Genomic DNA, 18,421 nt, shown 5'->3' on the forward strand with positions numbered 1-18,421 from the left:
CGGCCATAACCCGGTCGCATGGCCGGTGCACGTACCGCTAGCGTCACCTCCATGTCATCCGAATCGCCCGCCGGGTCCACCCACCACCTCGCCCACCCCCGCTTCGCCGCCGCCCTCGCCGAGCTGGGCCTCGGCGATCTGGAGGTGCGCCGCTTCCCGGACGCCACCCGCACCGCGCAGCAGGCCGCGGACGCGATCGGCTGCGAGCTCAGCCAGATCGTCAAGTCGCTGATCTTCGAGGCGGACGGTCAGCCGGTGCTGGTCCTGATGGACGGCTCCTCGCGGGTCGACACCGAGCTCGTACGGGCCGAACTCGGCGCCGCCAAGGTCGGCCGGGCGAACGCCGACCTGGTGCGCGCCACGACGGGTTACGCGATCGGCGGCGTCCCGCCGTTCGGGCATCTGACCCGCACCCGGGTGCTGGCCGACCGCGGGCTGCTGGACCACGACGTGGTGTGGGCGGCCGCCGGCGACCCGCACACCGTCTTCCCGATGGAGCCCAAGACCCTCGTCGCCCACGCCGGCGGCAGCGTGGTCGACGTACGCGAGCAGTCGTCTTGACGCCGGTGGTGGTCGCGGTCGTCCTGGCCGCGGCCCTGCTGCACGCCTCGTGGAACGCCCTCGCGCACGGGGTGAAGGACCAGCTCGTCGCGTTCACCCTGATCGGCGGCGGGCAGACGCTTGCCACGCTGCCGCTGCTGTTCTTCGTCCCCGTCCCGGCGGCGGGCGCCTGGCCGTGGCTGCTGACGTCCGTCGCCGTGCACATCGTGTACATGCAGCTGCTCATGCGGTCGTTCACGCTGGGCGACTTCGGCCAGGCGTACCCGATCGCGCGCGGCACGGCGCCGCTGGTCGTCACCGTGGTGGCCGTGTTCGCCGTGGACGAGACGCTGACCGGCGCCCAGGCCGTCGGCGTCGCGCTGGCCACGGCGGGGCTGCTGGGGGTGGCCCTGTGGGGGATACGCACGGGCCGGCCCGACTGGCCGGCGCTCACCGCGGCCGGGGCGACGGGGCTGTCGATCGCGACGTACACCGTCGTCGACGGCATCGGGGTGCGCAACGCGGAGACCGCCCTCGGCTACACGGCCTGGCTGATCTTCCTGATGGGCCCGCTCCTCCCGCTGTACGCCCTGTCCACCCGCGGGCGTGAACTCGCCGCCCAGGTCCGCCCGTTCCTGGCCCGCGGGCTGCTGGGCGGGCTGATGTCGTCCGCCGCGTACGGGCTGGTGCTGTGGGCGCAGACCCGTGCCCCGCTGGGGCCGGTCGCGGCGCTGCGGGAGTCGAGCATCATCGTGGGGGCGGCGATCGGGGCCCTGTTCTTCAAGGAGCGCTTCGGCGCCCCGCGGATCGCCGCGGCGGTGCTGATGGTGCTGGGGATCGGTCTGATGTTGCGTACGGGGTGACCCCGGCCCGTCCGTACGGGCATCATGGGGCGGGTTCACGGGGGAACGGCGACAGGGGGTCCGTCGGTCATGGCAATGCCCAGCGCGATACCGAACACCGGGATGCCGGGGATGACGGCGGGGCCGCCGCGCCGCGGCGCGGGGGTGGCGGCGGGGGTCCTGCTGCTGTTCTTCGGGGTGGCGGTGGTGGCGTGGATCGTCTACGACTTCGTCGAGTTCTCCGACCTCAGCGCCGGGAAGTTCGCGCAGGCGCTGGTCGACCCGCGGATCGGGGTCGAGCCGGAGCTGTTCAACGAGCAGGTCTGGGCGCTGACCGTCCTGATGCTGGTGGTGGGCGTCCTGGCGTGCGCGGCACGGGCGGGCGCGCGGGGGGCGGCGCTCCTCGCCGGCACGATGCTGCTGGCCGTCTCCGCGCGCGAACTGGTCGGGCTCGCGGTCTCGGACGACTTCCGCGACTCCTACATCGGCGGCAACGACCTGGACGTGCTGATCATCGGCAGCTGGGTGGTGGGCCTGCTCGTCTCGGTCGCGGTGCTGGCCCTCATGCTGGCCGCGGCGCCCCGGACACCGGTCCGGCCGGGCGGACCGGGCGCGGCGGCGGGCGCGCTGCTGCTGTTCCTCGGGGTGGTCCAGCTGGCCTGGATCGTCTACTACCTGGCCTCCGACCGGTATCCGTGGAACGCGAAGGACTATCTGCGCCACCTCGTCGACGCCTCCCACGGCGTGATGCCGGGAACCACCGGGTCCGGCGAGATCGGCGGCACTTACTACTCGTACCAGGCGCTCTTCGCCGTGGCGATGCTGCTCTTCGGGGCGCTCGCGCTGGCGGGGCGCAGGTCGGCGGGGGGCGGGGCGGTCGCACTGGCGGCGGTCGTGCTCTATCCGGACGTCCGGTCCATGATCGGTCTGACCCTCGGCTCGGACCACCCCGGCAGCTCCAGCGACAACTGGTACCCGAGCTGGTCGGCGGCCGGGGCCGACACCCCGGGGAAGCTCAGCCTCGCCACGACCGTGGGGGAGGCCGTGCTCTGCGTCGTGGTGATCGTCCTGATGGCGGCCGCCGGGCGGCGGGCGCTCGCGGCGCCCGGCGCGTGGGGCGCGCCGCTTCCACCGGGGCCGCAGGGTCTGTACGCCCCGAACCCGTACCAGCAGCCCACGGTCCCGGGCGGCTACGGCGTACCCCCGCAGGGCGGCTTCGCCCAGCCCCCGCAGGGCGGTTACGGCGTACCCCCGCAGGGCGGCTTCGGCCCCGCGCCGCAGGCGCCGTCCGACGTCCCGCCCGCTCCGGCCGCCCCGCCCCCGATGCCACCGATGCCGCCCGCGCCGCCGGGAACGTGATCCCGGGAACACAACCCCCAGGACCGGCCGCCTACGACCGGTCCGCCCGCGTCCACGCCAGGTTGCCCGCCAGCAGACCGCCGTCCACCGGGAGGGTCACGCCGGTGATCCACCCCGCGTCCCGCGACGCCAGGAACGCCACCGCCGCCGCCACGTCCTCGGGTTCGCCGACCCGCCCCATGGGGTAGACGTTCGCGGCGACGTCGGCCAGGGTCGCCTCGCGGCCGTCCCACGCGCGGGTGCGGATGGTGCCGGGGGCGACGAGGTTGACCCGTACGCCCGAGGCGGCGGCCTCGACGGCGAGGCTGCGGGTGAGGCTCGTCAGTCCCGCCTTCGCGGCGCTGTACGCGTGCTCGCCGAGGCCCGTCTCGCCGTTCACGGAGCCGATGTTGACGATGGCGCCGCGCCCGCCGGCCCGCGCGAGGTGCGGCAGCGCGGCCCGGGCGGCGCGCATCGCGCCGTGCAGGGTCACGTCGAAGGAGGCCAGCCAGTCCGCCTCGGCGACCTGGCCGAACGGGCCGAGGCCCGCGCCCGCGTACGCGTTGTTGACCAGGACGTCGAGCCGGCCGTACACCTCGGCGGCGTGCGCGACGGCCTCCTCGACGTCGGCGGTGCGGCGTACGTCGCAGTGGACGCCCTCCGCCCCGCGGCCGATCGCGGCGGCCGTGGCCTTGGCGGCGTCCCCGTCGATGTCGGCGATCACGACCCGCGCGCCCTCGTCGGCCAGCCGCCGCGCGATGGCGGCCCCGATCCCGTGCGCGCCTCCGGTGACGATCGCTGTGTAACCCCCAAACCGGTTCATGGCCGAAGGTTAGGGCGCGTCCCGCTCAGGCGGTAGATCGCGAACCGGCGGGAACCGACCGCGGATCGAACCCGAACGGCAGCTCCAGCCGGTGCCGACGCATCAGCTCCTCGTCCGACAGCAGCTCCCGGGTCGGCGCGTCCGCGGCGATCACGCCGTCGCTGAGGATGACCGAGCGCGGGCACAGCTCCAGGGCGTACGGCAGATCGTGCGTGACCATGAGGACGGTGACGTCCAGCGACCGCAGGATGTCGGCGAGTTCGCGCCGCGAGGCCGGGTCGAGGTTGGACGAGGGCTCGTCCAGGACCAGGATCTCCGGCTCCATGGCCAGCACCGTGGCGACGGCGACGCGGCGCCGCTGGCCGAAGGACAGATGGTGCGGCGGACGGTCGGCGTACTCCGCCATGCCGACCTGGGCGAGGGCCTTGTCGATACGGGCGGCGAGCTCCGCTCCGCGCAGGCCCGCGGACGCCGGGCCGAAGGCGACGTCCTCGCGGACGGTCGGCATGAAGAGCTGGTCGTCGGGGTCCTGGAAGACGATGCCGACGCGGCGCCGGATCTCGGCGAGGTTCCGCTTCTGTACGGGCAGTCCGGCCACGGTCACGGCGCCCGCGCCGCCGCCGAGGATGCCGTTGAGGTGCAGCACGAGGGTCGTCTTGCCGGCGCCGTTGGGGCCGAGCAGGGCGACGCGCTCACCGCGGTCGATGGTCAGGTCGACGCCGAAGAGGGCCTGGTGGCCGTCGGGGTAGGCGTAGGCGAGGCCGGAGACCTCCAGCGAAGCGGTCATACGAGGCTCCCTCCCGGAAGTCGCGGGGGATTGCGTTCCAGAAGTCATCCGAGGCTCCATCCCAGCAGGCAGACGGCGAGCGCAGTCAGCGGCAGTACGGCGGCGCGGCGCCAGTCGACGGCGGTGGCGGTGACCTCGTCGATCACCGGCATGGTGCCGGTGTAGCCGCGCGAGACCATCGCGAGGTGCACCCGCTCGCCCCGTTCGTAGGAGCGGATGAACAGGGCACCCGCGGACTTGGCGAGCACGCCCCAGTGGCGGACGCCGCGCGCCTCGAAGCCGCGGGACTCGCGCGCGATGCGCATCCGGCGCATCTCGCCGGCGATGACGTCGCCGTAACGGATCATGAAGGACGCGATCTGCACCAGCAGCGGCGGCATCCGCAGCCGCTGCAGGCCGAGCAACACCTCGCGCAGTTCGGTGGTGGCCGCGAGGAGGACGGAGGCGCCGACGCCGAGGGTGCCCTTGGCGAGGATGTTCCACGCGCCCCACAGGCCCGACTCGCTCAGCGACATACCGAGTACGTCGACGCGCGGGCCCTCCGCGACGAACGGCAGCAGCAGCGCGAACGCCACGAAGGGCACCTCGAAGACCAGCCGCCTGAGCAGGAACGACACCGGGACGCGGGCGAGTACGGCGACACCCGCGAGGAGCGCCGCGTACAGCGCGAACGCCCACATGGCCTCGCGCGGGGTGGCGACGACCACCAGCACGAACCCGAACACGGCGGCCAGCTTGCAGTGCGGCGGCAGCGCGTGCACGGGGCTGTGCGCGTGGCGGTAGAGACGGTGACTGTGACCGGCGCCCATGGCTCAGACCCGGTTCGCGGGGACGGACGCGGCCCGGGCTGCCTGGGACGTGCCGCGGTTGGAGCGGCGTACGGCGACGAAGACGGCGGAGCCGGCGGCGAGCGTCACGCCCACGCCGATCACGCCGGCGAGGCCGCCGGAGAGGCGGGCGTCGCCGACGTCCTTGACGCCGTAGTCGGCGAGCGGGGAGTCGCCGAGGCCGTGGTCCTGCTGCTTCGCGGCGATGCCCTGGTCGGTGGCGACCTTCTCCAGGCCGTCGGGGTCGGCGGAGGCGTAGAAGCTGACGATGCCGGCGAGCACCACGGCGGCGGCCAGGCCCGCGGCCCAGACCTTGCGCGAGCCGCGCGGGGCGGCCGGGACCTCGCGTCCGCCGCCCGCGGTGACGGTGGAGGTGGTGCCGTCCGCGTGGCGGATCTGCAGGGGCGTCGCCAGTCCGCGGGCGCCGTGCACCAGGTCGGGGCGGACGGCGGCGACCGAGCCGACGGTCACGGCGGTGATCGCGGCCTCCCCGAGGCCGATGAGGACGTGCACGCCGACCATGGCGGTGGCGACCTTGGAGAGGGAGACGTCCGCGGTGCCGCCGACGGCGTACAGCCCGGTGAAGGCCAGCGCGGCGGCCGGCACGGAGATCGCGGCGGCGGCGAAGGACGCGACGCCCAGGCCCCCGCGGCCGCGGGGCAGCACGCGGATCAGGACGCGGAAGACGGCGTACGAGACGACGACGGTGACCACGCCCATCAGCGTGATGTTCACGCCCAGCGCGGTGAGGCCGCCGTCGGCGAAGAGCAGGCCCTGCATGAGCAGCACGACGGCGACGCACAGCACGCCCGTGTACGGGCCGACGAGTATCGCCGCCAGCGCCCCGCCGAGGAGGTGGCCGCTGGTGCCGGCGCCAACGGGGAAGTTCAGCATCTGGACCGCGAAGATGAACGCCGCGACCAGTCCGGCCAGCGGAGCGGTGCGCTCGTCGAGTTCCTTGCGGGCGCCGCGCAGCGACACGGCGACCGCGCCAGCGGCGACGGCACCGGCGGCCACGGAGACGGGTGCGTCGATGAATCCGTCGGGTACGTGCATGGGGTTCCCCTCCCGGCTGGCAGACCGATCCGATCATAGCGGCTTATTGCGAAGCACTTGCAATAAGGAATTCGGCGCAGAGGCGGGAGCGGATGGGTGCGGATCCGGACGGGTTCCGGCGGTCCGATCCGAGTTGCCGGGCCGGAGGGGGGCCCGAAACATGGAAAGGTGACTGGATACCTCCGCGCCCCCCATCTCCACGGCGGCCTGCTCTGCTTCGTCACCGAGGACGACCTGTGGCTCTCCCCGCTGGCCGCCCCCGGCGAGGAGCCGGAGCGCGCCTGGCGGCTGACCGTCGACCGGACCCGCGTGGACCACCCGCGGTTCGGCCCCGACGGCTCCACCATCGCCTTCACCAGCCTGCGCAGCCTCGACCCCGAGGTGCACGTCGTACCCGTGGAGGGCGGCGAGGCGGTGCGGCTGACGTACTGGGGCGGTACGGACACCAAGGTGCGCGGCTGGTCCCCGCCGGAGGACGGGCGTACGGACATCCTGGCGGTCTCGTCGTACAGCCAGCCCCTGGCCTCCTTCCAGTGGGCGTACACCGTGCCGCCGGACGGCAGCCCGTCGGGCATGCTGCCGTGGGGGCCGGTGAACGACATCGCGATCGGCACGCTGGGCGGGAAGCGGCAGACGCTGCTGCTGACGGGCAAGGCGCCGCAGGAGCCGTACGCCTGGAAGCGGTACCGCGGCGGAGCGATGGGCCGGCTGTATCTGCAGGGCGAGCGGCTGCTGCCGGACCTGGGCGGAAACCTCGAGAGCATCATGATCGTCGGGGAGCGGATCGCCTTCCTCTCCGACCACGAGGGCATCGGCAACCTCTACTCCTGTCTGCCCGACGGCACCGATCTGCGCCGCCACACCGACCACGCCGACTTCTACGCGCGCGCCGCGTCCAGCGACGGCCGCCGCGTGGTCTACCAGTGCGCGGGCGAGCTGTGGCTGGTGGAGGACCTGACCCCGGACAGCGAGCCGCGCAAGCTGCGCGTACGGCTCGGCGGACCCCGCGCCGGACGGCGCCGCTACCAGGTGGCCGCCGGGGCGAACCTGAACGCGCTGGCCGTCGACACCACCGGGCGGGCCAGCGCGGTCGCGGTGCGGGGCGCGCTGTACTGGCTGACCCACCGGGACGGGCCGGCCCGCACCATCGTGGACACGCCGGGGGTACGGATCCGGCTGCCGGAGACCCTGGGCGCGACGGGGTCGGTGGCGTACGTGACGGAGGCGGACGGGCCGGACGCCATCGAGATCTCGGACCTGCCGCAGGCCGGCGCCGTCCGGCCGCCGCTGCGGCTGGCGTCGGGCGAGCTGGGACGGGTGCTGGCGATGGTGCCGTCACCGGACGGCACCACGATCGCCGTGGCGTCGAACGACGGACGGCTGCTGATCGTGCCGGTGCCGGAGCGGACGTGGCCGTACGAGGACCGGCTGGAGAGGGCGTCGGACCTGGCGGAGGACGCTGCGGAGGCGGCCGCTGAGGAGGCCGGGGAGACGGCCGCCGAGGACGCCGGGAAGACGGCCGCGGAGGACGCCTTCGAGGCGGAGCATCCGCCGGTGATCGAGGCCGCCGGGCAGGCCGTCGAGCTGATCCGCTCCGACAACGGCCCGGTCCGCGACATCTCCTTCTCCCCCGACTCCAAGTGGATCACCTGGGCCCACCCCGGCGTGGGCCGCTCCCTGCGCCGCATCAAGCTGGCCCGGCTGGCGGACGGCCTGATCGTCGACGTCACCAACGGCCGCTTCGAGGACGAGCAGCCGGTCTTCACCCGCGACGGCCGCTATCTCGCCTTCCTCTCCTGGCGCGGCTTCGACCCGGTGTACGACGTGCACACCGGCGACCTCTCCTTCCCGCTGGGCTGCCGCCCCTACCTGGTCCCGCTGTCGTCGGCCACCCCCTCGCCCTTCGCGCTCTCCGCCGAGGGGCGTCCCGCGGCCGGCGGGCTGGACCCGATCGCCCCGCTGGAGGGGAACGAGGGCACGGTGCTGGTGGAGCCGGAGGGGCTGGAGAGCCGGGTGACGCCGTTCCCGGTGGCGGCGTCGAAGTACTCCGCGCTCACGCCTGTCGCGGGCGGCGGGCTGGTCTGGCTGCGCTGGCCGATCTCCGGCGCGCTGGGCGAGACGTTCGCCAACCCGTACGACACCTCCGGCAACCCGACCCTGGAGCACTTCGACATCTCCAAGGCCAAGCGCACCGAGCTGACCACCCTCGTCAGCGACATCTGGGTGAGCGGCGACGGCACCCGCCTGGTCGTGCTGGACGAGGGCACGCTGCGCGTCATCCCGGCGACCGAGCGGGCGGAGGGCGAGAGCACGACGTACATCGATCTGCGCCGCATCATGCACGAGGCCGACCCCGTGGCGGAGTGGCACCAGGCGTTCGACGAGGCGGGACGGATCACCCGGGCGTACTTCTGGGAGCCCGACATGTGCGGCATCGACTGGACGGCCGTCCTCGACCAGTACCGGCCGCTGCTGGACCAGGTGGCGTCGCCGGACGAGTTCGCCGACCTGCTCCGCGAGGTGCTGGGCGAGCTGGGCACCTCGCACGCGTACGTCACGCCCGCCCGCCGCAACGAGGGACCGCCGGCGTACCAGCGCCCGCTGGGCTTCCTGGGCGTCAACTACGCCCACAACAAGGAGGGTCAGTGGACCGTGGCCCGCATCCTCCCCGGCGAGTCCTCCGACAGCCGCGCCCGCTCGCCCCTGGCCGGGCAGGGCGTGCGCGAGGGCATGGTGCTGCTGGAGATCGACGGGCGCAGGGTGGAGCCGAAGTACGGCCCGGGGCCGCTGCTGGCCGCCGCGGGCGGTACGACGGTGGAACTGACGTTCCTGGTCCCGGAGACGGGACGGGCGCGCCGGGTGGCGGTGGTGCCGCTGGTGGACGACCGGCCGCTGCGCTACCAGGACTGGGTGGCCAACCGGCGCAAGGTGGTGCGCGAGCTCAGCGACGGGCGGTGCGGCTATCTGCACATCCCGGACCTGCTGGGGTCCGGCTGGGCGCAGTTCAACCGCGACCTGCGGATGGAGATGCAGGCCGAGGCGCTGGTCGTGGACGTGCGCGGCAACGCGGGCGGGCACATCAGCGAGCTGGTGCTGGAGAAGCTCACCCGGTCCATCATCGGCTGGGACCTGACGCGCAACGCCCAGCCCGTGTCGTACACCTCCATCGCCCCGCGCGGTCCGCTGGTGGCGCTGTGCGACGAGGCCACCTCCTCCGACGGCGACATGATCACGGCGGCGTTCAAACTGCTCGGCCTGGGGCCGGTGGTGGGGCTGCGCACCTGGGGCGGCGTGGTCGGGATGACGGGCCGGCACAAGCTGGGCGAGGGCACGGTGATCACGGTGCCGATGAACGCGGCGTGGTTCGACGCGTACGGCTGGGACGTGGAGAACGAGGGCGTGGACCCGGACATCGTCGCGGAGCGCACGCCGCTGGACTGGGCGGAGGGCCGCTGTTCGGAGCTGGACGTGGCGGTGGAGACGGCGCTGAAGCTCCTGGAGTCCGACCCCGCCGCCCGCCCCCCGGACTACAGCGGCGTCCCCGACCGCCGGCGGCCCCCGCTGCCGCCCCGGAGGCCGTGACCCCGGGGCGGCGGGTGGTACGTCAGTCGCGGACGGCCGCGTAGCCCGTCGGGTACGAGTCGGGACCGGCCACCGGCGCCCACGGCCCACACCCGCCCCTCGGCGTCCGTGGCCGCGCCGTACAGCGAGCCGGCGCCCGGCGGGTCCTCGGCGCGGACGAACGCGCCGTCGGCGCCGAGGGTGAGGACGTAGTCGCCGTCCGGGTCCACCGCGGGGTTCTGGGTCTCGCCCACGGCCAGCGCCTCGCTGCCCGGCAGGGCCTGCAGCTCGGAGACCCAGCCGGGCGACGCGCCGCCCGCGGCCTGGCGCCAGCCGCCGGCCGGGTCGCGGCGCTGGACGAACGCCTCCTCCGACGAGCCGGCGGACGCCCGGATGCCGCCGGTCCACACGGTGCCGTCGGCGGCGACGGCGACCGCGGTCAGGCGGCTGTACGACTCCTCGGCGGGCAGCGGCAGTTGGACCTCGCTCCAGGTGGTGCCGTCGTAGTGCAGCAGCAGGGCGTGACCGCTGTCATATCCGCCGGCGGTGTCCTCGCGGTACAGCGAACCGGCCGCCCACACGTCACCGGGCCCGACGGCCCAGGTCTCGCCGTACGCGGAGTCGACGTCGTGGAACACGGTGTGGAAGGCCCCGGCGGGGCTGACGTCCCGCCAGGGCCGGGCGGTTGTGCACGTCCCGGCCGCGCACACGCGTTACGGCGATCTGCGTCACCGCACGTCAGGGGCCCTTTCCAGGGCGTAACCGCAATGCCCGAAATGCGAGGTGAAGTGCGGTATGCCACAGTGGTTCTGCCCCCGACGGTCTCACTACTAGGAGTGACTACAGATGGGCATCGGAGAATCCCTGGGCAACACCGCCGACAAGGCCAAGAACGCCGCCGGCGACATGACCGACAAGGCGCAGGACGCGGCCCGGAACGCGCAGCAGCGCGGTCAGGAGGGCCAGCAGAACGCCAAGCAGCGGGCCCAGCAGGGCGGTCAGCAGCGGGCCCAGGAGGGCCAGCAGCGCGGCCAGCAGCGTGCGCAGGAAGCCCGGCAGGGCGCGCAGGAGCGGGAGCAGCGGCCCCCGCAGCGCGGCCAGGAGCAGGGCCAGCAGGCGTGGGACGACGTGGAGGACAACTACTGACGATCTGTCACCACAGCGCAATCGCACACTGCGCCGAAGGGGTGCGTCCCGTACGGGACGCACCCCTTCCCCTGTGCCGCGACAGGCGGGCCCGGGCCACGACGGGCGCGCCTGCCCTACGGCGCCTGCCTCACCGCGCCCGCCTCACTGCGCGCGCGCCGACTCGTCCGCCGCGCCGCCCGCGCCGACGAGCCCCTGCCGCCGGGTGGCCCGCGTCGCCGCCAGCCGCGGCGCGAACTTCCGCATCTCCCGGGCCCCGCCGACGGCGAGCACCCCCGGCAGCGCCCCGCGCACCGACTGCATCCCGCGCAGCCACCACTGCCCGTACACGTGCGGCGAGCGCCGCAGGATGCCCTGCAGCAGCCGGTCGACGGCCGGCTCCAGCGGATACGTCTTGTTCGCCGGCCACGGCAGCGACCTGCGCAGGTCACGGAAGACCTCGTCCTCGTCCGCGCCGCGCACCATGTCCGTGTCGGTCCAGCTCAGATAGCCGACCCCGACCCCGACGCCCTGGTGCGCCAACTCGCCCCGCAGACAGTGCGCGAACGCCTCCACCCCCGACTTCGACGCGCAGTACGCAGCCATCATCGGCGCGGGCGTGATCGCCGCGAGCGAGGCGATCTGCAGCAGATAGCCGCCGCTGTCCGTCAGCGCGGGCACGAACGCGCGGGCCGTGGCCACGCTGCCCAGCAGGTTGACCTCGATGACCCGGTCGAAGCTGCGCGGGTCGGAGTCCGCGAACGGACCGCCCATCGCCACACCGGCGTTGGCCACGACGATGTCGACGCGCCCGAACCGCTCGACGACCTCCGCCGCCACCGCGCCCATCGCCTCGTGGTCGGTGACGTCCGCGTACCAGGACTCCGCCTCCGTGCGCAGCGAGCCCGCGACCCGCTTCAGCTCCTCGGCCTCCAGCCCGACCAGCGCCAGCTTCGCGCCCCGCTCGGACAGCTTGCGCGCCAGCAGCGCGCCGACGCCGCGCGCCGCTCCCGTGACGACGGCGACGCGGCCGTCCAGCCTTCCCCTGCTCACGCGCTCTCCTCCTCGGCCACCTTGGCGGTCTGCGGCAGATACTCCCCCACCAGCCCGCGGATCGCACCGGCCACGACGTCGGGCGCCTCGACGGGCGTCATGTGCCCCTTGCCGGGCAGCTCGGTCACCCCCAGGCAGTTCGGCAGGGCCGCCCCCAGCCGGCGGGCGTGCACCGGGGGCGTGAGCCGGTCGGCCGTGCCCTGGACGACGGCCGTGGGCACGGCCATCCGGCGCACCTCGCCGTCCAGGTCCAGCGACGCGAGCACCCTCCCCCACGCCCCGCGCACCTTGCGCGGGCAGGCGTGCACGATGTACGCGCACGCCTCGACCTCTGCCGGGGTCGAACCCGGCGCCATCGTCCCGTACTTGAGCAGCCCCTTCGCCAGGCCGGTCACCGGGCCGAGCGGCATCCGGGACAGCAGCAGCGCCCGGTGCGCGAAGTTCCGTACGCTCCGCGGACCGACCGGGAAGACCCGCGACTCCAGCCGCAGCTTCGAGGCGCCCGTGGAGCACAGCAGCAGGGCGGCGGCGCGCTCGCGCAGATACGGGCGGTCGGCGGCGGCCATCAGCGTCATGGCGCCCATCGAGTGCCCGGCCAGGACCGCCCGCTCGCCGGTGCGCAGGGTCGCCTGCAGGACGGCGCCGAGGTCGTCGGCGAGCGCGGTGGTGGAGTACCCGCCCCTGGACGCCGGCGCGGGGCTGCGGCCGTGGCCGCGCTGGTCGTACACCACCACGCGGTGGTCGACGACGAGGTCCCGGACGACCGCCGCCCAGAAGGCCGTCGAGCAGGTCCAGCCGTGGGCCAGCACCACGGTCGGCGCGTCGTCGGGGCCGTGGATCTCGGCGTACAGCCGCGCCCCGTCGGCGGAGGTGACGGTGAGTTCGCTGTGCGGGACGGGCGGGGCGTACGGGCCGGTGGTCACGTGCGTACGACGGGGGCTCAACGGACCTCCTCCTTCAGCGGACTGCGGGTGGCGGCGCGCAGCACCTCGTACTCGCCGAGGTCGACGTGCCGGGTGACCTTGCGGAACTCGGACGTGGTGCCGGGCCAGACGGTGGTGTTGCGGCCGTTCGCGTCGAGATACCAGCTGGTGCAGCCGCCGGTGTTCCAGACGGTGCGCTTCATCCGCTCCTGTACGCGGACGTTCCAGCGGTCCACGGCCTCGCGGCGGGCGTCGAGGGCAACGCCGGTGCCGCCCAGGGTGTCGAGTTGGCGCATGAAGTCGCCGAGGTAGTTCAGCTGGGACTCGATCATGAGGATCATCGAGCTGTTGCCGAGGCCGGTGTTGGGCCCGATGATCGTCAGGAAGTTGGGGAACCCGGCGGCGCTCGCCCCGCGCAGCGCCTCCATCCCGCCGGCCCACGCCTCCGCCAGCGTCGTCCCGTTGCGCCCCTTCACCCGGTCGGCGAAGGGCATGTCGGTGACGTGGAAGCCGGTGGAGAAGATGACCGCGTCGGCCTCGGTCTCCGTGCCGTCGGAGGCGACGAGGGTCGTCCCCCGGATCTCCTTCAGCCCGGCCGCGACGAGGTCGACGTTGGGCTGGGCGAGGGCGGGGTAGTAGTCGCTGGACAGCAGGATCCGCTTGCAGCCGATGCGGTAGTCGGGGGTGAGCTTGCGGCGGGTCTGCGGATCCTTGATGGAGCGCGCCATGTTGCGCTTGGCGAGGACCTCGATGAGGCCCAGCTCGTTCGGCCGCTTGGTGAACGCGCTGACCTGCAGCTCGCGTATGCCCCACAGCAGCCCGCGGCGCAGCTTGGTCGTCGCCGGCACCGTGGCGTGCAGCCACCGCTCGGCGGCGGTGATCTTCCGGTCCATGCGCGGCAGCACCCACGGGGGTGTGCGCTGGAAGAGGGTCAGCCGGCCCGCCGTGCGCTGGATGTTCGGCACGATCTGGATCGCGGAGGCGCCGGTGCCGATGACGGCCACGCGCTTGCCGGTCAGGTCGTAGTCGTGGTCCCACCGCGCGGAGTGGAAGACCTTCCCGGGGAAGGTGTCCAGGCCGGGGATCTCCGGGATCCTCGGGTCGGACAGCGGCCCGGTGGCCCCGACGACGACATCGGCGGTGAACTCCTGCCGCGACGTCTCGACCTCCCACCGCAGCGCCTCGTCGTCCCAGCGGATGCTGCGCACCTCGTGCCCGAAGCGGAGGTGCGGGCGGAGGCCGAAGGTGTCGGCGACGCGCTCCAGGTAGTCCCAGATGTGCTCCTGCCCGGAGAACGTCCGGGGCCAGTCCGGGTTGGGCGCGAAGGAGAACGAGTAGAGATGCGACGGTACGTCGCAGGCGCAGCCGGGATACGAGTTGTCCCGCCAGGTCCCGCCGAGCGCGTCGGCCCGCTCCAGCACGACGAAGTCGGTCACCCCCTCCCGCCGCAGCTTCACGGCGGCCCCGAGCCCCCCGAACCCGGCCCCCACCACAACCACCCGCACGTGCTCCCGCTGTCCACCCACGCCCGCCTCCCACGAAACGCGCCAGCGATTACTGGCATGGTTGGAGAGTAGGCCCTGCACCTACCGGTGGGTAGGGGTCGTATGCGCAGAACTTCCCGGCGCGTGGGTCGGGTCGGGCCGAACCTCATGGACGGCAGGAGTCACGGCGACCGCCGCCTTCCGTGACCGAAGTGAGCATTGGCACTCCTCGGCCACCGGATCTCCTTGAGTCGTCTTCCGCGCGCGGCGCACTCTGATCACTGGCTTCCGCTCATCAGGCGGAAGCGTCGCCAGTGTTCAGGGGAGGACGCCACCCATGCGAAAACACCACGCCTTCTGGGCCGTGGCAGGAGCGGCCGGACTGCTCACGAGTACGATCACGCCCGCCGCGGCCGGTGCCGGGGCGCAGGTGACCGCAGCGCAATCCACATCCGTGCAGGGCGGCGCCCAGGCCGACGGGGCACGTAGCCAGACCGTCACCCTCATCACCGGTGACACCGTGACCCTCAGCGCCGGGCCGGACGGCAAGTACGCCGTCGACGTGCGGCGCGGCAAGGGCCGCGAGGCCGCCACCTTCGTGTCCAGCGAGAGGGACGGCGAGGTCTCCGTCCTGCCGTCGGACGCGATCCCGCTCGTGAACGCGGGCCGTCTCGACCCGGCCCTGTTCAACGTCACCCGGCTGGTCGAGCAGGGGTACGCCGACGCGAAGACCCGTGACATCCCGGTGATCGCCACGTACACGACGGGCAGCGCGACTCCCGACGGCGCGCGCCGGATGCTGAAGCTGCCTTCGATCGACGGCGCTTCGCTCAGTGCGCGGAAGTCGACCGCCTTCTGGAAGGACGTCGCCCCCGCGCTCGGCACCGGACCGACCACGAAGGCGGCACGGCAGCTCGGCGAGGGGATCGACAAGATCTGGCTCGACGGGAAGGTCGAGGTGTCCCTCGACGTCAGCGTTCCGCAGATCGGCGCGCCCGAGGTGTGGAAGTCCGGCTTCGACGGTGCGGGCGTCAAGGTCGCCGTCCTGGACACGGGCGTGGACGCCGGTCATCCGGATCTGGCCGGGAGGATAGCCGGGTCGGTGAGCTTCGTGCCGGACCAGGCGGTGCGGGACGGCCACGGTCACGGCACCCATGTGGCGTCCACGATCGTCGGCTCGGGCGCGGCCTCGGACGGCAGTCACAAGGGGGTGGCGCCGGGCGCGGAGCTGCTGGTCGGCAAGGTGCTGGGCAACGACGGCCGCGGCCAGGACTCCTGGATCATCGCGGGTATGGAGTGGGCGGCGCACTCCGGCGCGAAGATCGTGTCGATGTCGTTGGGCGGTGACGCGTCCGGCCCCTCGGACGTGCTGAGCCAGACCGTCGACGAGCTGTCCGCGTCCACCGGCACCCTCTTCGTCGTCGCGGCGGGCAACTCGGGACCGTCCGAGCAGACCGTCGGCACCCCCGGCATCGCCGACTCGGCGCTGACGGTCGGCGCGGTCGACAAGTCCGACCAGCTGGCCCCGTTCTCCAGCCGGGGCCCCCGCATCGGCGACTACGCGGTCAAGCCGGAGATCACCGCACCGGGCGCGGCCATCACCGCGGCCCGCGCGGCCGGCACCACCATGGGCACACCGGTCGACGACTACTACACGACGTCGAGCGGCACCTCGATGGCGACCCCGCACGTCGCGGGCGCCGCCGCGCTGGTGGCGCAAGCCCATCCGGACTGGACGGGACAGCAGATCAAACAGGCGCTCGCGAGCACCGCGAAGACGAACGCCGTCAACTCCGTGTTCGAGCAGGGTGACGGCCGGGTCGACGCCGTACGCGCCGTCAGCCAGGGCGTCTTCGCGACACCGACCCTCAGCTTCGGCACGTACGAGGAGAGTGACACCGAAGCCGACACCAAGGACGTGACCTACACCAACACCGGTGACACTGCGGTGGAGTTGAGAGTCGTCTCGTCCCTCCCCGATGCCGCCCTGAACGCGGACACCGTGACCGTCCCGGCGAAGGGCACCGCCACCGTCAAGGTGACGGTCGACCCCGCCAAGGAGGCGACCGGCCGGTACTCGGGCCACGTCACCGCCACCGCGGACGGCGTCCGGGTCACCACCGCCATCGGCTTCGAAAAGCTGGTGAAGACCTACGACCTGAAGGTGTCGCTGGTGGGCCGGGACGGCAAGCCGTCGACCTCGGCGTCCCTCTTCATGCTCTCGGAGCTGAACGGCGCCTATCCCGAGACGCACGGGTTCCTCGGCAGCGGCTACACGTTCAAGGTGCCGGCCGGTACGTACAACATGGCGTCGTGGATATCGCGGCGGGACGCGGCCGGACTTGAGGTCACCACGGCGATCGTCGGCGATCCGGAGGTCAGGGTCGACCAGGACACCGAAGTCGTCCTCGACGCCCGCAAGGCCGTCGAGATCAAGCCGAGGACCAAGGAGAACTCCGAGTTCCAGGGCTTCACCACCGGCTGGCGCCGGGAGGGCCCGGGCAGTACGTGGGGGGTGTCCTACAGCCAGGGCTGGTGGACCGACCATGTCTATGTGGCGCCCACCGAGAAGGTCGCCCAGGGCACGTTCGAGTTCACCTCGAAGTTCCGTCTGTACGCCAAGGAACTGACGTCGAGCGTCATCAGCCCCGAGACGTACGCGCTGCCCCTCGACTACGCGCAGACCTCCACCGGTGTCCCGGCGAGGATCGACGGCGAACGCACGGCCCTGGCGGTCGACGCGGGCAGTGGCAAGGCGGCCGACTTCGACGGACTCGACGTCAAGGGCAAGGTGGCGGTCGTTCGGGTGCCCGCCGGTGAGACGGCGGACGAGGCGCTGGCCAACGCGACGGCGGCCGGGGCCGGTTACGTCCTCGCGTACCACGAGACGCCCGGCTACTGGATCTCCTGGGTGGACAGCGCGTCCATCCCGCTGATGACGGCGACCGGCGAGGACGGGGCGAAGCTCGGCGCCCTGCTCAAGAGCGGCAAGGAGGTCAGGCTGAAGCTGTCGGGCACCGCGGTCAGCCCGTACGTGTACAGCGTGATGTTCCCGCAGACCGGCGCCGTGTCGGCGGACCAGACGTACGACCTGAACCGCTCCAATACAGTGCAGCGGAAGGTCCGTTACCACGCGGACCGGACCGGACAGATCGGCACGGACGCCGTGTACCACTACCGTCCCCAGCAGCGTTTCGACATCGCGACCAGCTACACCGTGCCGCTCGGCACCGAGCGCACCGAGTACTACAACGTCTCCGACAACCGGGTCTGGCACGCCGTCTATCCCGACGCGAGCGCGTTCAGGCCCCAGTGGGACACGGTGCAGACCTTCGACACGGCGGGCACGTTGCCCGCCGAGGACTGGCTGCGCCAGATCGTGCGCCCGGCAACCAGTGAGGGATACGGCCTCTCCCAGCGGACCGGCGACAAACTCACCTTTGCGATACCGGAGTTGAGCGACTCCACGCCGGGGCACTACGCGTCGGTGGACAACTTCAAGGACACCGCGAAGGGCACGCTGTACGCGGACGGACAACTGATCGGCGCGACCGCTCTCGGCGGACTCGGCTCCTTCAACGTGGCGGCGGCGAGGGCCTCGTACCGTCTCGTGCTCGACACACGGCGCACCGCCGACTGGGCCGCGTACTCCACCAGCACCCACACCGAATGGTCCTTCGCCTCGGCCCACACGGACCAGCGGACGGCACTGCCGCTGCTCTCGGTCGACTACGGCGTGGACGGACTCGACCTCCTCAACCGCGTCGACCGCAGGCACACAGCGGAGCTCGCGCTCTCCGTACGGGACCAGTCGGGAAGTGTCACGGCCGGGGAGCTGAAGGCGTGGGTCTCCTACGACGACGGCACCTCCTGGAGGGAGATGAAGGTGGACGACGGCGAGGTGGAACTCGAGCACCCAAAGGGCGCCGCGTTCGTGTCGCTGCGCGTGCGGGCCGCCGACCAGGACGGCAACGCGGTCGATCAGACCGTGCTGCGGGCGTTCGGTCTGAAGTAGCGGATCAGCAGGAGCGGCCCGGATCCAGCAGAGATCGTCTACCGTGC

14 protein-coding genes are annotated in these 18,421 nt (G+C 72.9%); 6 read left to right on the forward strand and 8 right to left on the reverse strand.

The annotated features are described in order from the left end of the window. Positions 1–51 precede the first annotated feature (51 nt). The 3 genes from AB0M28_RS24125 (at position 52) to AB0M28_RS24135 (ending at position 2,741) form a co-directional block, all read left to right on the forward strand. On the forward strand, positions 52–561 hold the full coding sequence (locus AB0M28_RS24125) for a YbaK/EbsC family protein (protein ID WP_365408539.1): 510 nt from the start codon (positions 52–54) through the stop codon (positions 559–561). Next, entirely contained in the window at positions 558–1,403 is an 846-nt protein-coding gene (locus AB0M28_RS24130) for a DMT family transporter (RefSeq protein WP_365408542.1), read from the forward strand. Before AB0M28_RS24125 ends, AB0M28_RS24130 begins: the two co-directional genes overlap by 4 nt. A gap of 69 nt (positions 1,404–1,472) precedes the next feature. Continuing rightward, the gene (locus tag AB0M28_RS24135) at positions 1,473–2,741 is read left to right on the forward strand and encodes a hypothetical protein (protein WP_365408544.1); all 1,269 of its coding nucleotides are present in this window, start codon (positions 1,473–1,475) and stop codon (positions 2,739–2,741) included. A 31-nt stretch (positions 2,742–2,772) separates the two neighbouring features. Here AB0M28_RS24135 and AB0M28_RS24140 read toward each other — a convergent pair whose 3' ends face one another. The 4 genes from AB0M28_RS24140 to AB0M28_RS24155 are packed head-to-tail and all read right to left on the reverse strand — an operon-like array spanning position 2,773 to position 6,213. After that, positions 2,773–3,543: an SDR family NAD(P)-dependent oxidoreductase gene (locus AB0M28_RS24140; protein ID WP_365408547.1), complete on the reverse strand. Its 771-nt coding sequence runs from the start codon at positions 3,541–3,543 to the stop codon at positions 2,773–2,775. Between the two features lie 25 nt (positions 3,544–3,568). Then, positions 3,569–4,330 (reverse strand): ABC transporter ATP-binding protein, encoded by a 762-nt coding sequence (locus AB0M28_RS24145; RefSeq protein ID WP_365408550.1) that lies wholly within the window; start codon positions 4,328–4,330, stop codon positions 3,569–3,571. A 44-nt stretch (positions 4,331–4,374) separates the two neighbouring features. After that, the gene (cbiQ, locus tag AB0M28_RS24150; RefSeq protein WP_365408552.1) at positions 4,375–5,139 is read right to left on the reverse strand and encodes a cobalt ECF transporter T component CbiQ; all 765 of its coding nucleotides are present in this window, start codon (positions 5,137–5,139) and stop codon (positions 4,375–4,377) included. A 3-nt stretch (positions 5,140–5,142) separates the two neighbouring features. After that, positions 5,143–6,213, reverse strand: coding sequence for an energy-coupling factor ABC transporter permease (locus tag AB0M28_RS24155; protein ID WP_365408556.1), 1,071 nt, complete (start codon positions 6,211–6,213; stop codon positions 5,143–5,145). Between the two features lie 168 nt (positions 6,214–6,381). Between AB0M28_RS24155 and AB0M28_RS24160 the strand changes: the two genes are divergently transcribed. Next, positions 6,382–9,795 carry a S41 family peptidase gene (locus AB0M28_RS24160; protein ID WP_365408558.1) on the forward strand — a complete coding sequence of 1,138 codons (3,414 nt, stop codon included), beginning with the start codon at positions 6,382–6,384 and terminating at the stop codon, positions 9,793–9,795. On the opposite strand, the gene AB0M28_RS24165 is transcribed toward AB0M28_RS24160, so the two are convergent. Further along, positions 9,741–10,412 (reverse strand): hypothetical protein, encoded by a 672-nt coding sequence (locus AB0M28_RS24165; RefSeq protein ID WP_365408561.1) that lies wholly within the window; start codon positions 10,410–10,412, stop codon positions 9,741–9,743. The two genes, AB0M28_RS24160 and AB0M28_RS24165, sit on opposite strands and share 55 nt — an antisense overlap. Positions 10,413–10,620: 208 nt before the next feature. Here AB0M28_RS24165 and AB0M28_RS24170 point away from each other — a divergent pair, with 208 nt between their 5' ends. Continuing rightward, positions 10,621–10,920, forward strand: coding sequence for a hypothetical protein (locus tag AB0M28_RS24170; protein ID WP_365408564.1), 300 nt, complete (start codon positions 10,621–10,623; stop codon positions 10,918–10,920). 144 nt (positions 10,921–11,064) lie between these two features. Here the strand turns inward: AB0M28_RS24170 and AB0M28_RS24175 are convergent, their stop codons facing one another. From AB0M28_RS24175 to AB0M28_RS24185, 3 genes are read right to left on the reverse strand one after another with little or no spacing between them, the layout of a single operon-like run. Beyond that, positions 11,065–11,952: an SDR family oxidoreductase gene (locus tag AB0M28_RS24175; protein ID WP_365408566.1), complete on the reverse strand. Its 888-nt coding sequence runs from the start codon at positions 11,950–11,952 to the stop codon at positions 11,065–11,067. Beyond that, positions 11,949–12,896: an alpha/beta hydrolase gene (locus AB0M28_RS24180; RefSeq protein WP_365408569.1), complete on the reverse strand. Its 948-nt coding sequence runs from the start codon at positions 12,894–12,896 to the stop codon at positions 11,949–11,951. Before AB0M28_RS24180 ends, AB0M28_RS24175 begins: the two co-directional genes overlap by 4 nt. After that, complete coding sequence (locus AB0M28_RS24185; RefSeq protein WP_365408572.1) at positions 12,893–14,401, reverse strand: NAD(P)/FAD-dependent oxidoreductase; 1,509 nt, start codon at positions 14,399–14,401, stop codon at positions 12,893–12,895. The genes AB0M28_RS24180 and AB0M28_RS24185 overlap by 4 nt, the downstream gene beginning before the upstream one ends. A 295-nt stretch (positions 14,402–14,696) precedes the next feature. Here AB0M28_RS24185 and AB0M28_RS24190 point away from each other — a divergent pair, with 295 nt between their 5' ends. After that, positions 14,697–18,374: a S8 family serine peptidase gene (locus AB0M28_RS24190; RefSeq protein ID WP_365408575.1), complete on the forward strand. Its 3,678-nt coding sequence runs from the start codon at positions 14,697–14,699 to the stop codon at positions 18,372–18,374. Positions 18,375–18,421 lie beyond the last annotated feature (47 nt).

Source organism: Streptomyces sp. NPDC051940, assembly GCF_040680895.1.
Lineage (GTDB): Bacteria > Actinomycetota > Actinomycetes > Streptomycetales > Streptomycetaceae > Streptomyces.

What these genes read in the sequence shown, in the direction of transcription:
- AB0M28_RS24135 (WP_365408544.1), top strand. Translation starts at nt 1,473, where the DNA reads ATGGCAATGCCCAGCGCGATACCGAACACCGGGATGCCGGGGATGACG.
- AB0M28_RS24170 (WP_365408564.1), top strand. Translation starts at nt 10,621, where the DNA reads ATGGGCATCGGAGAATCCCTGGGCAACACCGCCGACAAGGCCAAGAAC.
- AB0M28_RS24190 (WP_365408575.1), top strand. Translation starts at nt 14,697, where the DNA reads ATGCGAAAACACCACGCCTTCTGGGCCGTGGCAGGAGCGGCCGGACTG.
- AB0M28_RS24145 (WP_365408550.1), bottom strand. Translation starts at nt 4,330, where the DNA reads ATGACCGCTTCGCTGGAGGTCTCCGGCCTCGCCTACGCCTACCCCGAC.
- AB0M28_RS24140 (WP_365408547.1), bottom strand. Translation starts at nt 3,543, where the DNA reads ATGAACCGGTTTGGGGGTTACACAGCGATCGTCACCGGAGGCGCGCAC.
- AB0M28_RS24125 (WP_365408539.1), top strand. Translation starts at nt 52, where the DNA reads ATGTCATCCGAATCGCCCGCCGGGTCCACCCACCACCTCGCCCACCCC.
- cbiQ (WP_365408552.1), bottom strand. Translation starts at nt 5,139, where the DNA reads ATGGGCGCCGGTCACAGTCACCGTCTCTACCGCCACGCGCACAGCCCC.
- AB0M28_RS24155 (WP_365408556.1), bottom strand. Translation starts at nt 6,213, where the DNA reads ATGCACGTACCCGACGGATTCATCGACGCACCCGTCTCCGTGGCCGCC.